This is a genomic window from Bacillus sp. Y3 (assembly GCF_008123875.1).
In the GTDB taxonomy this organism is placed as follows: domain Bacteria; phylum Bacillota; class Bacilli; order Bacillales; family Bacillaceae; genus Bacillus; species Bacillus altitudinis.
The window spans coordinates 602,639-617,282 of sequence record NZ_VSSC01000003.1; the positions used below are offsets into that span (position 1 = coordinate 602,639).

Below are 14,644 nucleotides of genomic sequence, written 5' to 3' on the forward strand. Positions count from 1 at the left end.
TCTATCCGTTCTTTATTCTGAGAGCCATTTTGCTGCATCTTTTGCATGATACGTAATGATTAATTCTGCGCCTGCACGTTTCATGCTAGTCAGCATTTCAAGAACAAGCTCTTTTTCAGAAATCCAGCCATTTTGAGCTGCTGCTTTCACCATTGCATACTCTCCGCTCACATTGTAAGCAACAACAGGAAGTGTAAATTCATTTTTCACATCACGCATGATATCTAAGTATGAAAGTGACGGCTTCACAATCAGGAAGTCAGCGCCTTCTTCTACATCAGACTGCGCTTCTCTCAGTGCTTCTAAGCGGTTTGCAGGGTCCATTTGATACGTTTTACGATCTCCAAACTGCGGTGTGCTATGCGCCGCATCACGAAACGGACCGTAAAAAGCACTTGCATATTTCACAGCATATGACATGACAGGCACATGAACAAAGCCGGCCTCATCAAGCGCCTCACGAATTGCGATAACAAAGCCATCCATCATGTTTGATGGAGCAATGATATCTGCACCTGCACGAGCCTGACTGACAGCGGTTTTCGCTAAGAGCTGAAGAGATTCATCATTTAAAATTTCTCCATCTTCAACGATTCCACAATGTCCGTGATCTGTATATTGGCATAAGCAAGTATCAGCAATGGCCACAAGCTCAGGGAAATGCTTTTTGATTTCAAGCGTTGCTCTTTGAACAATCCCATGATCGTGATAAGCTTCACTGCCTACATGGTCTTTATGGTCTGGTACCCCAAAAACAATGATAGATTTAATCCCAAGGTCAACAAGCTCTTGGACTTCTTCTTTCACAAGATCAACTGAAATGTGATAGACACCCGGCATTGAAGGGACTTCTTTCCGGACATTCTCTCCCTCTACAAAAAAGATGGGATAAATGAAATCAGAGGGTCTTAAAAATGTTTCTCTCACCAATTCTCTCATTCCTGCGCTTGTACGCAATCTGCGGTGTCTGTTAAATTTCATCATTGGTTCAACTTCCTTTCAGATAAACGGCACATCAAATCAAGCATCCCGTCTATCGTATAAGTATCTGGGGTTTCAGAAGAAATCCCGTATTGAAGCAGTGCCTCTTGTGTAAGAGGACCAATGCTCACAAAACATGTGTCTGATGCAGCTAATCTATCGATATCAGCCTCCATGGCGTGCATAAAAGAATGAACAGTGGAGGAGCTTGTAAATGTAATAAAATCAAATGATTGCTCCATCATTGCCGACTTGAGTGCGATAATTCCGTCCTCATCCTTCACTGTTTCATATATAATCCACTCTTTTACGTCAATGCCAAGCGGAACGAGGGTATTCTTCACCACATCTCGTGACAGGTGGCCTTTTGCTACAAAGACACATTCTTCTGGATGTACATGTTCAATTAAAGCATCTGCCAGTTCTTCTGCTATAAAACGTTCTGGAACCACATCCACTTTTAAGCCGTGCTGCATCAGATAGGCAGATGTTTTTTCACCTACAGCCGCCACTTTCAAGTGGGATAAGCTTTGATGTAATTGATGCTTCTCTATATAACTAAGAAAAAAAGACGCACCATTTACACTTGTAAACACAAGCCAATGGCTTGCTTCTAAGTCTTCTAAAAATGCCTTCGCTTTTTCTTTTGTAAGCGTTGGTTCAAACCTGATAAGAGAGGTTAAAACAGCATGGCCGTTCAGCGCTTCAATTTTCTGCTGAAACGCACCCGCTTGACGTTCATTTCGAGTGACAAGCACCGTCTGTCCGTAAAGCGATTTGGCTATCGTCATTGGGAAGACAGATCCTTTTTCACCTTGTCGATCAAATCCTTTGCTCCCTTATCAGCCATGTGCTTCGCACATGCTGTTCCGATTGCCTCAGGGTCAGTACCTGTTACGGTTTCTCGAATAATCGTATGCCCATCCGCAGATGCCACAAGACCTGTCAATTCAATTTCATCACGCTCATTCATCGTTGCGTAACCAGCGATCGGCACTTGACAGCTTCCATCCATTTGCTTAAGGAAGGCTCTTTCAGCAAGGACCGTTTTCTTTGTATACTCATTTGTGAATTGAGCTAACAGCTGCAAGAGCTCTTCGTCATCTCCGCGGCATTCTATCGACAATGCGCCCTGCCCCACAGCAGGAAGGCAAGTATCAGGAGATAAAAATTCCGACACGACTTCTTGACTCCAACCCATTCTAGACAATCCGGCAGCCGCTAGAATAATCGCATCATATTCTTCATTTTTCAGTTTTTCGAGTCTCGTATCAATGTTTCCACGGATCCATTTAATCTCAAGATCTGGTCTCTCCTGAAGAAGCTGAGCACTGCGCCGTAAGCTGCTCGTTCCCACAATCGCTCCCTTTGGTAGTTCATGAAGACGGAGATGATCCTTTGAAATCAATGCATCCCGCACATCTTCACGCTCAGGAATACAGCCGATGACTAAACCTTCTGGAAGAGAAGCCGGCATATCTTTCATGCTGTGTACTGCCATATCGATGTCATGGTTCAGCATTGCCTGTTCAATCTCTTTAACAAACAGACCTTTTCCGCCAACCTTTGATAAGGTCACATCTAAAATTTGATCACCCTTTGTCACAATCTCTTTAATTTCAAAAGAATAAGAAGGGTTTAGTTCAGACAACTTTTGAATGACCCATTTTGTTTGTGTAATCGCAAGTTTGCTTCGTCTAGAACCTACTTTAATTGTACGCATTACGTCTTCCTCCCGACAATGCCCTTAAGACTCATCATTATTGAAACCAATGAAAGGTTGATAAGCTACCAAGCAGAAAATAATTGATCATCAGCACAAGAAATGAAGCGACATTCCATCGCGCCACAATTTTGCCTTGCATATTTCTCACCAGTCTAATGTATAAGTAAAAGCCATATAAAAACAGCATAATAAACGAACCGAGCACCTTTGCATCTGTCCAGTACAACGTATCATACGAAATATATGCCCATATAATGCCAAGAATTAAACTAAGCAAGAGCATCGGTACGCCAATAATATTTAAGACATACGCCATATGATCAAGCTTTGATAAGTCTTCAATTCTCAAAAGCCATTTTCCCCATTTTTTCTTTTTCAGCAAACGATATTGAAATAGATAGAGTAGTGAAAAAGCAAATGAAAGTGAAAAAGCGCCGTATGATAAAATGGCCATCGTAATATGAATGACGAGCAGCTCACTCGTCAGCTTTCCCGTCAGTTCGGCAGAATGAAGATCGGATGGTGTAAAGGTGTGAATCGCCATCATGGAAAAACCAATCACATTTGTAAAAAAGACAATAAATTCAACGCGTAATACTTTTGTCAAAACAAGTGACAATGTCACAAGCACCCACGTATAAAAATATAACCCCTCTGCTACATTCAACACAGGGAATCGGTCTGTTTCCATCATAATATAAAACATGTAGACTGTTTGCAGCAGCCAGACAATAGAAAGCAACCAGAAAGCCATTTTTCCAGCCTTCCGGTTGTGTTGAAGAAAATCTATGAAATAGAACAAGACACTGAGTGCATAGATCAAGATCGTCGCTTCGCCTAGTCTCGCTACAATGGATTCCATCATCGCCTAATCACTCACTGGCAACTGTAGCAAGGCCTTGTGCCATATTTGATTTGAACAGCTGAAATGCCCCTTGCTCCACCTGCATCGGCTCTGCCTTTTGCTCTTCATCTTCAACCTGTAAATCAAAGATTTCTTTAAAGAGTAAAAGTTTTTCCTCTGCATTCGGCTCCCCGGCAATTTCTTTGGCCTTTAAGATAGGATCTTTCAGCATTTGATTGATGATGCTTTTCGTATGTTTATTTAACAGCTTCATTTCACGATTTGTGAGATTTGGAAGCTTTCGTTCGATGCTTTGCATCGTATCCGCTTGAATTGAGAGTGCTTTTTCTCTTAAAGCAGAAATCACAGGAACCACTCCGAGCGTATTAAGCCATTGCTTAAATTCCACAATTTCAGCTTCGATGAGAAGCTCCACCTCTTCAGCTACTGCACGTCGCTCTTTCAGGTTAGCTGCCACAATGCCCTCAAGGTCATCAATGTCATACAAAAAAGCACCTTCTACTTCAGAAATAGCTGGATCTAAATCACGCGGTACTGCAATATCCACCATGAATAGAGGTCTGCCTTTTCTCTGTTTGTTCGCTTTTTCGACCATTTCTTTTGTAATCACAAATTGTTTAGCCCCAGTAGAGCTAATTAAAATATCCGCTTCAGATAATGTCTTTTCTAATTGATTCAAGCTCTTAGGCTCTCCTGAAAAACGGCCGGCCAGTTCTTTGGCCTTTTCGAACGTTCGATTGATGACTGTTACCTGACCAATCCCTTGACCTTGAAGGTTTTGAGCCGCCAGCTCGCCCATTTTACCCGCACCAAGAATAAGGACATGCTTATCAGAAAGACGTCCAAAGATTTTTTTGGCAAGTTCCACTGCCGCATAGCTGACAGATACAGCATTAGACGCAATATCTGTTTCCGCATGAGAGCGCTTCGCAACTGTTACCGCCTGCTTAAATAAATAATTGAAAACGGTACCAATGGTCTTCTCCTCTTGAGCGACTTTAAAGCTTGAGCGCACTTGACCGAGTATTTGTGTTTCACCAATGACCATAGAATCAAGTCCACAGGCAACACGGAATAAATGCTCAACCGCTCCATCATTTTCATAAAACTTCAAATATGGAGAGACATCTTCTTTTACTAAACCGAACCAATCTGCTAAAAATCTTTTTATATAAAACCGACCAGTATGAAGCTGATCTACAACTGCGTAGATCTCTGTCCGATTACATGTTGAGATGACGATATTCTCTAGAATGCTTTTTTCTTCTTTAAGCTTGGACATCGCTGTTCCGAGCTCGCTCGGTTCAAAGCTCAGCTGTTCCCGTATCTCAACAGGGGCTGTTTTATAATCTAAACCCACAACAAGAATATGCATAACTTCAGCTTGCACCCCCAACGCCCTGTCTAATTTATAATAATTACAATATAGAATTTATTATTTATAATGATTATAACATATATTCATTTTTAACTGGATAAAAATTGTGAACAGATTTCAAAAATGTTGTGATATAGTAGAAAAATGTTCGACATCGAATGCCATATCATCACTTCAAGCAATTTATCAGATTTGGCGCGTGCGGACAAATGATCTGCTTATAAGAAGGTGACATCTTTGAAGAAGAAATCTATTTTGCTGCCGCTCACTTTGCTGGCTGTAGCGCTATATGCCATTCTCTCAGGAGATCAATTTGACATTTGGAAAGATCAGGAGAAATGGTATACACTTGTACTGCTTTTTGGCCTTGCTTTCTTATATCAAGGAAAGAAGGAACAGGAAACCTCTCATGTGTTTATCGGTATGCTCATGACAGGCCTTGCGCTACACTTTATCCTTCAGCCGAAATTAGAACACTGGCCAGATACATTTACGATGATTGTGTTCATCGTCGGCCTCGCACTTTTGATGAAGTCATCACAGAAAAAGGAATATCGAATAGAAAGTATTGTTCTCATTGCACTCGGTCTATTCCTTTATTTCTTTCAACAAATTACAAAGCAACTTAGCACACTTTCGATCCCTACTTCCGGTTTTGAATTGTACTGGCCATATGTATTGATTGCCGTCAGTCTCCTCTTATTATTTTTAAAAAGGAAATAACTTATACAATAAAAAGGCATCTGCATATAGCAGATGCCTTTTTTTAGCTGTTAATCTTCGCAAGGATCGCATTCCAGGCTTCATCTTTTCCCTTTTTTGTTTCAGAAGAGAAAAGGATTAATTCATCTGATGGATCGATGTCGAGTGTCTGTTTGACGACTTTCGCATGCTTTTCCCATTTGCCTTTTGGAATTTTATCGGCCTTTGTCGCAATAATGATCACAGGAACTCCATAGTATTTAAGGAATTCATACATGTTCACATCATCTGCGGATGGTTTATGACGCAGATCCACAATTTGGACGACTGCTTTTAACTCTTCACGCATTGTAATATACGTTTCGATCATTCTCCCCCATGCTTCGCGCTCTGTTTTTGATACTTTGGCAAAGCCATAACCTGGGACGTCCACAAAATGGAGCATATCATTAATAATGTAAAAATTAAGCGTCTGGGTCTTTCCTGGTTTAGAAGACGTACGCGCTAAATTTTTCCGATTAATCAATGAGTTAATGAACGAGGACTTTCCAACATTTGATCGTCCAGCAAGTGCGATCTCAGGCAGTCCCCCGCTCGGGTACTGCTCTGGTTTCACCGCACTAATGACGATATCTGATTTTGTTACTTTCATCTTCCCTCTCCTACTAACGCTTTCTCAAGCACCTCATCTAAATGTGAAACCGGAATAAAAGTTAATCCTTCTCTCACACTTTCAGGAATATCATCAATATCCTTCTCATTGTCCTTTGGAAGAATAATCGTTTTCAGTCCTGCACGATGTGCGCCTAATGCTTTTTCTTTTAATCCGCCAATCGGAAGCACTCTTCCTCTTAACGTAATTTCTCCTGTCATGCCAACCTCTTTTGAAACAGGACGTCCTGTGAGTGCTGATACAAGAGCCGTCGCAATGGTAATACCAGCTGATGGCCCGTCCTTTGGAACCGCACCCTCTGGAACATGGATATGAATATCGTGCTTTTCATTAAATTGAGGATCAATGTTCAGTTCATCTGCTTTTGAACGAATATAACTGAATGCCGCCTGCGCAGATTCTCTCATGACATCACCAAGCTTACCTGTCAGCAAAAGCTTGCCTTTACCCGGCGAGAGTGAGACCTCGATGGACAAGGTGTCTCCGCCAACTGTGGTATATGCAAGGCCTGTGACAACGCCGACCTGATCGGTCGTTTCCGCCTGACCATAACGGTAAAGTCTTTTTCCGAGGAATTCAGATAAGTTCTTTTCCGTCACTGTGATGCGTTTGCGGTCTTCAGCCACAATTGCTCTTGCCGCTTTTCGGCAAATCGCCGCTAGCTGACGCTCTAACCCGCGGACTCCTGCTTCTCTCGTGTAATAGCGAATCATATCGTAAATCGCTGCTTCACGAAGCTGCAAGTTCCCTTTCTTTAATCCGTGCTCCTTTAGCTGCTTCGGCAGAAGGTGATCTTTCACAATTTCTGCTTTTTCAACTTCCGTATACCCTGCAATCGTGATAATCTCCATTCTATCACGAAGTGGACCTGGAATGGTTGCTAAATTGTTGGCAGTTGCGATAAATAAGACTTGAGACAAATCAAATGTCTCTTCAATATAATGATCGCTAAAATTATGATTTTGCTCTGGATCTAACACTTCAAGCATCGCAGAAGACGGATCTCCCCTAAAGTCAGAAGACATTTTATCAATTTCATCTAAAAGAAAGACCGGATTCATTGTGCCCGCCTTGCTCATCCCGCGAATGATACGGCCCGGCATCGCACCTACATAGGTTCTTCGATGACCACGGATCTCAGATTCATCACGTACACCGCCAAGAGAGATACGGATAAACTTTCGATCAAGTGATTTAGCAATGGATTTTGCAAGTGACGTCTTCCCTACCCCAGGAGGTCCTGCCAAGCAAAGAATCGGTCCCTTTAATGAATTTGTTAGTTTTTGAACAGCAAGATATTCGAGTACCCGCTCTTTTACTTTTTCAAGCCCGTGGTGCTCGTCATCTAAAATTTCGCTTGCAAGCTTTAAATCTAGACGATCTTCTGTATAAGTGCCCCACGGCAGATTGATCAGCCAATCAATATAATTGCGAATGACAGAACTCTCAGCAGAGCTTGAAGGGATTTTTTCATAACGGTTCAGTTCTTTTAAAGCCGTTTCACGAACGGAATCTGGCATGCCGGACTCTTCAATTTTAGCCATAAGCGTACTGACTTCGCCTGTTTTCCCCTCTTTGTCTCCAAGCTCTTTTTGAATAGCTTTCATTTGTTCGCGCAAATAATATTCTTTTTGCGTTCGCTCCATTGAACGTTTGACACGCTGGCCAATTTTCTTTTCAATCTCTAGCACTTCTTTTTCATTGTGAATGAGACTGATGACCCGATTCAACCGTTTTTTGACATCGACTGTTTCCAGCACTTCTTGCTTGTCTTTTAATTTCAAAGGAAGGTGGGAAGCGACGATATCCGCCATTCTTCCAGGTTCTTCAATATCCGTCACCGTTGCATATGTTTCAGCTGAGATTTTTTTTGAAATTTTTATGTACTGATCAAAGTGATCTAACAAAGTGCGCATGAGTGCTTCTGCTTCTGCGTCCTTTAATTCTTCTTCTGTCAACTCTTTAATATCGACTGACGTATAGTCTTCTAGCTCCATGTAGGATTCGATCTGCGCTCGATTTAAGCCTTCGACGAGCACACGGATCGTTCCATTTGGCAGCTTCAGCATTTGTTTAATTTTTGTGTAGGTGCCGACTTTGAAAATTTCCTCTTCACCTGGTTCATCTATTGAAATTTCCCGCTGTGTTGCTAGAAAAATCATATGATCGTTCATCATGGCCTGTTCTAATGCTTGAACAGACTTTTCGCGCCCAACGTCCAAATGCAAGACCATTGTTGGATAAACAAGCAAGCCTCGCAGTGGAAGGAGCGGAACATTCTTTTTGATTTCATCTGCCATGTTGATAGACACCTCCGTCACTAGTATGAATCATTATAATATACCTGTTTCAGTCTTGTACAATGTAAAAGACTTGAGAAATGATGATCTTACCGTAGTATACCCTTTCTTTTTATCTTGAAAAAGAAAAAAAGATCTATTTCACTAAAAAATCCCCATATGAGATGGGGATTAAACAGATTTCCTTTTCATTTCTTCTTCTAGTCCATCTTTCTTCTCATCTGGCGGATTGACCAAACACTGATCCAGCACTTCTTGGAAATGCTTCACAGGCACAATCGTAACCCCTTCAATCTCTTTTAAGATCGACTGCTGATTGTCATAAGGGATGATCACTGTTTTGACACCCGCTTGTTTGGCTGCCTTGATTTTTGGTATGACACCGCCAATCGGCTTCACCTGACCTTGTAATCCAATCTCACCGGTCATCGCCGTTAAATGATTAATCGGGATTTGATGAATGGCTGAGAAAATGGCTGTGGCCATCGCAATTCCAGCAGATGGCCCATCAATCGGGGCACCAGCCGGAAAATTAATGTGGATATCATATTCATTTGTTCGTATGCCTAAGTTTCGAAGCACGGTTAAGACATTTTCAACTGAGCCCTTCGCCATACTTTTCCGTCTGATCGATTTCGACTGATTGCCGATGCTTTCTTCTTCCGCAATACCAGTAATATTGATACTGCCTTTTTCAAGCGCTTTACAAATGTTCACTTCAATTTCAAGCAGAGCCCCGCTGTTCGGTCCATACACGGCAAGACCATTTACTACTCCTACCTTTGGCTTTTCCGGTACTTTTTGTTCATATCTTGGTGTCAGCTGGCTTGAATGAATGACCCATTCTACATCGGCGATCGTAATATCCTTTCGGTTTTCAGTGACAGCCATACCTGCGGCAATCTGTACCATGTTGACCGCTTCACGTCCATTTTTCACATAGGATGTTAGCAGGTTCAGTCCTTCGTCACTTAATTCCTTCTGTATTTTCTCGACTGCTTTAGCTGCAACAATTTTCAGCTCATGCTGATCCAAATCCTTGAAGAAAATCTCCAAACATCTTGATCGAATAGCCGGCGGAATTTCGTCCGGTGTTCTTGTCGTAGCACCAATCAGTCGAAAATCAGCGGGCAACCCATTTTGAAAAATATCATGGATGTGATTCGGGATCTGCGTATTTTCTTCACTGTAATAAGCACTGTCTAAAAACACTTTTCGATCTTCTAGCACTTTGAGCATTTTGTTCATTTGAATCGGATGCAGTTCTCCAATTTCATCGATAAAGAGAACGCCGCCATGAGCATGTGTGACCGCTCCTTGTTTCGGCTGCGGAATGCCTGCCTGTCCCATGGCCCCTGCTCCTTGATAAATGGGATCATGTACGGAACCAATTAAGGGGTCTGCGATGCCTCGTTCATCAAATCTTGCCGTTGTGGCATCAAGTTCAACAAATACTGCATCTTTTTTAAATGGTGAATCAGCGTGACGCTTCGCCTCTTCCATTACTAGACGAGCAGCAGCTGTTTTTCCAACACCAGGCGGCCCGTAGACGATGACATGTTGCGGGTTCGGTCCACACAGGGCAGCTTTAAGTGCACGTATACCGTCTTCCTGCCCTACAATATCTTGAAACCCCTTTGGCCGGACTCTCTCTGATAAAGGTTCACTCAGTTTAATGGATCGCATCTTTCTGAGTGCTTCCATTTCTTTTTTTGATTCTTTATCGATCGTCACCTTTTGTGTGCGCTGATTTTTCAGTAAGTTCCAAAAGTACAACCCGATGACGATACCAAAGAACAGTTGTATGAATAATACGATTCCTGTCCAGCTCAATCGGTGCTCCCTCCTTCATCTATCGTTATGTAATTGGTTTCTGTCTGCTAGTATTTCCTAGAGCTGGACGGAATAAACACAACTTCCACGATAAATAAAAAACTCCTGAATCAAAAGATTCAGGAGTCATCAAATGGGCTTATGCTGATGTTTTTGTATCTTTATTCACGACTGTACCGTCTTTTAAGACAAGACGTGGCGGCTCACCATCAGCAACCGTTTCACCAGTAATGACACATTTCTCAATATCATCACGAGATGGAAGATCAAACATCACATCAAGCATGATGCCTTCAATGATGGAGCGAAGACCACGAGCTCCTGTTTTACGCTCAATTGCTTTTTTCGCAATTTCGCTAAGAGCATCTTCTTCAAACTCAAGCTCAACATCATCAAGCTCAAGCATTTTTGTATATTGCTTAACGAGCGCATTTTTAGGCTTCGTCAAGATTTCTACAAGTGCTTTTTCATCTAACGGCTCTAGGCTTGCAATAACCGGAAGACGACCGATGAATTCTGGGATTAAACCGAAGCGAAGTAAGTCTTCTGGCAGAACTTTTGATAGAAGGACTTCTTTTTCAAGATCTTCAATTTTATTTTCCGCACCGAATCCAATGACTTTTTGACCTAGGCGGCGTTTGATGATTTGCTCAATGCCGTCAAAGGCTCCACCACAAATGAAGAGGATATTTGTTGTATCAATTTGAATGAATTCTTGATGAGGATGCTTACGTCCACCTTGAGGCGGTACACTAGCGACTGTTCCTTCAAGAATTTTCAAAAGGGCTTGCTGTACACCTTCCCCAGATACATCACGAGTGATAGAAGGGTTTTCTGATTTTCTTGCTACTTTATCGATCTCATCGATGTAGATAATGCCTTTTTCAGCTTTTTCTACATCATAATCTGCTGCTTGGATCAGCTTTAGTAAAATATTCTCTACGTCTTCCCCAACGTAACCTGCTTCTGTTAAAGACGTCGCATCTGCAATCGCAAATGGAACATTTAAAATACGTGCAAGCGTTTGAGCAAGTAATGTTTTACCGCTTCCTGTAGGTCCAATCATAGAAATGTTACTTTTCGAAAGCTCAACATCATCAATCTTACTGTTGGAATTAATTCGCTTGTAATGGTTATAAACCGCTACAGCTAAGGATTTCTTCGCATTCTCTTGTCCGATGACATATTCATCAAGAATTTCCCGGATTTCATGAGGTTTCGGAACATCCTTGAATTCAACTTCTTCCTCAGTACCGAGCTCTTCTTCAACTATTTCCGTGCAAAGCTCGATACATTCATCACATATATATACGCCAGGTCCTGCGACCAGTTTACGCACTTGATCTTGCGTTTTTCCGCAAAACGAGCATTTTAATTGACCTTTTTCCTCGTTGAATTTAAACATTCTTTCACCCCTTATTCTTCTTCACTTGCCTGTAGCTAACAGTCAGCTACCCTTCTGGGTCCAGTATGTATGCATTTTACCATACTTTCCTAAAAGACGGTAATGATGTGTTTGTAACACTGCACATTGAGATATGTATGACAGAAAGATGCGACTTACACTATCGTTTCCAAAAGAAGCGATGATAAGTCAAAAATTGTACAAAACAAGGCACGAGTCACTCGCGCCCTGTTTTATTATTATGCACCATATTAACGGTTTTCTACAAGAAAATCAATTGCTTTACGAACTTTTAAATCTTCTTTCATTGCTTCAGTAGAACCGATCGCTTGTTTGATATTTTCAACTGGCATGTTGTATGCTTCAGCCATTTTTGAAAGTTCTTCTTCCACTTCTTCATCAGACACTTGTAGGTCTTCTGCAGCAGCAATTGCTTCAAGAGTAAGATTAGATTTTACGCGTTTAGCAGCATCTTCTTTCATTTGCTCTTTTAGCGCCTCTTCATCTTGTCCAGAGAACTGGAAGTAAAGCTCAAGGTTCATCCCTTGCATTTGAAGACGTTGTTCGAATTCTTTCATCATGCGGTCTAGCTCAGTGTCAACCATCGCTTGAGGAACGTCAACTTCCGCATTTTCAGAAGCTTTTGCTACTAGCTCTTCACGAAGTTTGCCTTCTGCTTCGTTTTCTTTTGCTTCTTCAAGACGTTTCTTCGTTTTTTCAGTTAATTCAGCAATCGTTTCAACTTCTTCATCAACATCTTTAGCGAACTCATCGTCAAGTGCTGGAAGTTCTTTTGCTTTGATTTCATGAATTTTTACTTTGAATACAGCTGGTTTACCTGCAAGGTCTTCAGCATGATATTCTTCTGGGAATGTCACTTCAACGTCTTTTTCTGCACCTGCTTCAAGACCAACCAATTGCTCTTCGAAACCAGGGATGAATGAACCAGAACCTACTTCAAGAGAGTAGTTCTCAGCTTTTCCCCCTTCGAATGCTTCTCCATCAACGAATCCTTCGAAATCTAGAACAACTGTATCGCCGTTTTCGATTGCGCCTTCTTCTTTGACAACAAGCTCAGCTTGACGGTTTTGCATAGCTTTTAACTCTTCTTGGACATCTTCATCAGATACAGATGTGTCGTCTTTTTCTACGTTAAGACCTTTGTAGTCACCAAGTTTTACTTCTGGCTTCACTGTTACTTTTGCAGTGAAGATTAAGCTTTCGCCTTTTTCGATTTTCTCAACATCGATTTCAGGGCGGTCAACCGGCTCGATACCAGCTTCGTCGATTGCTTTCGGATATTCAACTGGAAGAAGAATATCTAGTGCATCTTGATAAAGAGATTCTACTCCAAAACGCTGCTCGAAAAGACCACGTGGTACTTTCCCTTTACGGAATCCAGGGATTGATACTTGCTTAACTACTTTCTTAAATGCATCATCAAGTGCTTTGTTAAATGTTTCAGCGTCAACTTCTACTGTTAAGACGCCTTCGTTACCTTCTTGTTTTTCCCATTTTACTGACATGTGTGTTTCCCTCCAAAAATCTATTCAGATTGTGCGTTGTTACATTCTAAAGCATCATAAAGACTTCGTCCAATCAAAAACCACGCACTCCGCTAAAGAAGCGGTCTTATGTATACAACATTTGACTTGATTATACATAACGTCTTTCAACCGTTGGAATCTTACAACCGCACGATATATGCACAAATACAACCATTATATTATAACATAACAAGTCCGTCTTTCAACTAAATCGACAAATTACAAATAAGAAATTTCTTCAATATCTTTCAGCATTGTACAAGCTTCTCTCAGCTCTCGTTCGTTAAAATCATACAATAAATGCAATTCTTCGAGGTCAATCTCGATTCCATGCATTTCATAGCCGACTTTATGAAGTGCCGCAGCCCAAAGACTCGGATCCGTATATTTAGGAAGAAATGGATACAGCACAAATAAGTGACGGCGCCATAACTCTTCAACCCCTTGGTAAAGGGTTGGGTTCTCATTGCCGAGTGTGTCATCGAGCTTTCGAAGGACTTGCTGAAGCAGTGGCATTTGCTCTGGCTTGACAGCCTCAGAAGGAACAAGCGTTAATGAATCACCGAACTTCGTCACATGAACCGGCTTTGCCACATCATGATCTGACAGAAGTTGCAGGATCAATGATTTGACCAAAGGGTTTCCATCAGGCTTTTGTAGGATCGTATTTAATAGACCCATATGCGGCGTGATGTTTCGGTCTTTCAGCGAATGGATGAACTGCACCTGCTCTTCTGGCCGCTCGAGCATTTCATCTATATTGATTTCTCCGCTGCCTTCCTCGTCTTCGTCTAAAATCTCTTCTGGTGATTCAATCATCTTTCTGCTAAATTCAAGCAGCTTATAAAAATGCTCCGCACTTTCTGCTGGAAGATGATTTTCTTCAAGGACAGCCTCAATTGTTTGTTTGACTTCCTCGTACTCTTTCAGCTGAATTAAGATGGTCATATACACTTGAAGCACAGTGAAATAGTGTCCATATCCTTCATGTAGCATCTTTTCACATACTCGCTTTGCATCCTGCAGCTCACCAAGCTCTAGAAAACAAATCGCCATACCGAGATGAATATCGGATTCTTCATCGTCATCATACGATTTCGCTTCTGAAAATAAGTGAAGCGCCTCTTGATACTGTTTATCTTTTAATGCTGCCATTCCTTTTTCAATCAGTCTTTCTTTCAGACCAGGAAACAAAATGACATTATCTTTCTTCTTGTCATGTTTCATGCTTACG

12 protein-coding genes are annotated in these 14,644 nt (G+C 41.6%); 1 reads left to right on the forward strand and 11 read right to left on the reverse strand.

Translation table 11 applies throughout. The annotated features are described in order from the left end of the window. Nucleotides 1-12: 12 nt before the first annotated feature. Genes hemB through hemA form a run of 5 tightly spaced genes read right to left on the reverse strand, consistent with a single transcriptional unit; the run spans nt 13 to nt 4,947 of the window. Nucleotides 13-984: a porphobilinogen synthase gene (gene hemB / locus FXF70_RS08225; protein ID WP_008342824.1), complete on the reverse strand. Its 972-nt coding sequence runs from the start codon at nt 982-984 to the stop codon at nt 13-15. Further along, nucleotides 981-1,772, reverse strand: a complete 792-nt coding sequence (locus FXF70_RS08230) for a uroporphyrinogen-III synthase (RefSeq protein ID WP_008342826.1) — start codon at nt 1,770-1,772, stop codon at nt 981-983. Before FXF70_RS08230 ends, hemB begins: the two co-directional genes overlap by 4 nt. Continuing rightward, nucleotides 1,769-2,704 carry a hydroxymethylbilane synthase gene (hemC, locus tag FXF70_RS08235; RefSeq protein ID WP_008342828.1) on the reverse strand — a complete coding sequence of 312 codons (936 nt, stop codon included), beginning with the start codon at nt 2,702-2,704 and terminating at the stop codon, nt 1,769-1,771. The genes FXF70_RS08230 and hemC overlap by 4 nt, the downstream gene beginning before the upstream one ends. Before the next feature lie 37 nt (nt 2,705-2,741). Continuing rightward, nucleotides 2,742-3,572, reverse strand: coding sequence for a cytochrome c biogenesis protein (locus FXF70_RS08240; RefSeq protein ID WP_008342830.1), 831 nt, complete (start codon nt 3,570-3,572; stop codon nt 2,742-2,744). A gap of 7 nt (nt 3,573-3,579) precedes the next feature. After that, nucleotides 3,580-4,947 carry a glutamyl-tRNA reductase gene (hemA, locus tag FXF70_RS08245; RefSeq protein ID WP_148780161.1) on the reverse strand — a complete coding sequence of 456 codons (1,368 nt, stop codon included), beginning with the start codon at nt 4,945-4,947 and terminating at the stop codon, nt 3,580-3,582. 240 nt (nt 4,948-5,187) lie between these two features. Between hemA and FXF70_RS08250 the strand changes: the two genes are divergently transcribed. Further along, the gene (locus tag FXF70_RS08250) at nt 5,188-5,673 is read left to right on the forward strand and encodes a hypothetical protein (protein WP_007501561.1); all 486 of its coding nucleotides are present in this window, start codon (nt 5,188-5,190) and stop codon (nt 5,671-5,673) included. A 43-nt stretch (nt 5,674-5,716) separates the two neighbouring features. Here the strand turns inward: FXF70_RS08250 and yihA are convergent, their stop codons facing one another. From yihA to ddcA, 6 genes are all read right to left on the reverse strand, one after another. Beyond that, the gene (gene yihA, locus FXF70_RS08255) at nt 5,717-6,304 is read right to left on the reverse strand and encodes a ribosome biogenesis GTP-binding protein YihA/YsxC (protein ID WP_007501562.1); all 588 of its coding nucleotides are present in this window, start codon (nt 6,302-6,304) and stop codon (nt 5,717-5,719) included. Next, nucleotides 6,301-8,625, reverse strand: a complete 2,325-nt coding sequence (gene lon, locus FXF70_RS08260) for an endopeptidase La (protein ID WP_007501564.1) — start codon at nt 8,623-8,625, stop codon at nt 6,301-6,303. Before lon ends, yihA begins: the two co-directional genes overlap by 4 nt. 171 nt (nt 8,626-8,796) lie before the next feature. Further along, nucleotides 8,797-10,458 (reverse strand): ATP-dependent protease LonB, encoded by a 1,662-nt coding sequence (lonB, locus tag FXF70_RS08265; protein ID WP_056705882.1) that lies wholly within the window; start codon nt 10,456-10,458, stop codon nt 8,797-8,799. 139 nt (nt 10,459-10,597) lie between these two features. Then, entirely contained in the window at nt 10,598-11,863 is a 1,266-nt protein-coding gene (clpX, locus tag FXF70_RS08270) for an ATP-dependent protease ATP-binding subunit ClpX (protein WP_017358145.1), read from the reverse strand. Between the two features lie 251 nt (nt 11,864-12,114). Continuing rightward, nucleotides 12,115-13,389 (reverse strand): trigger factor, encoded by a 1,275-nt coding sequence (gene tig, locus FXF70_RS08275; protein WP_035701776.1) that lies wholly within the window; start codon nt 13,387-13,389, stop codon nt 12,115-12,117. Nucleotides 13,390-13,629: 240 nt separating this feature from the next. Further along, a complete protein-coding gene (gene ddcA / locus FXF70_RS08280) occupies nt 13,630-14,637 on the reverse strand; it encodes a DNA damage checkpoint antagonist DdcA (RefSeq protein WP_007501571.1) in 1,008 nt (335 codons plus the stop codon). Nucleotides 14,638-14,644: the final 7 nt, after the last annotated feature.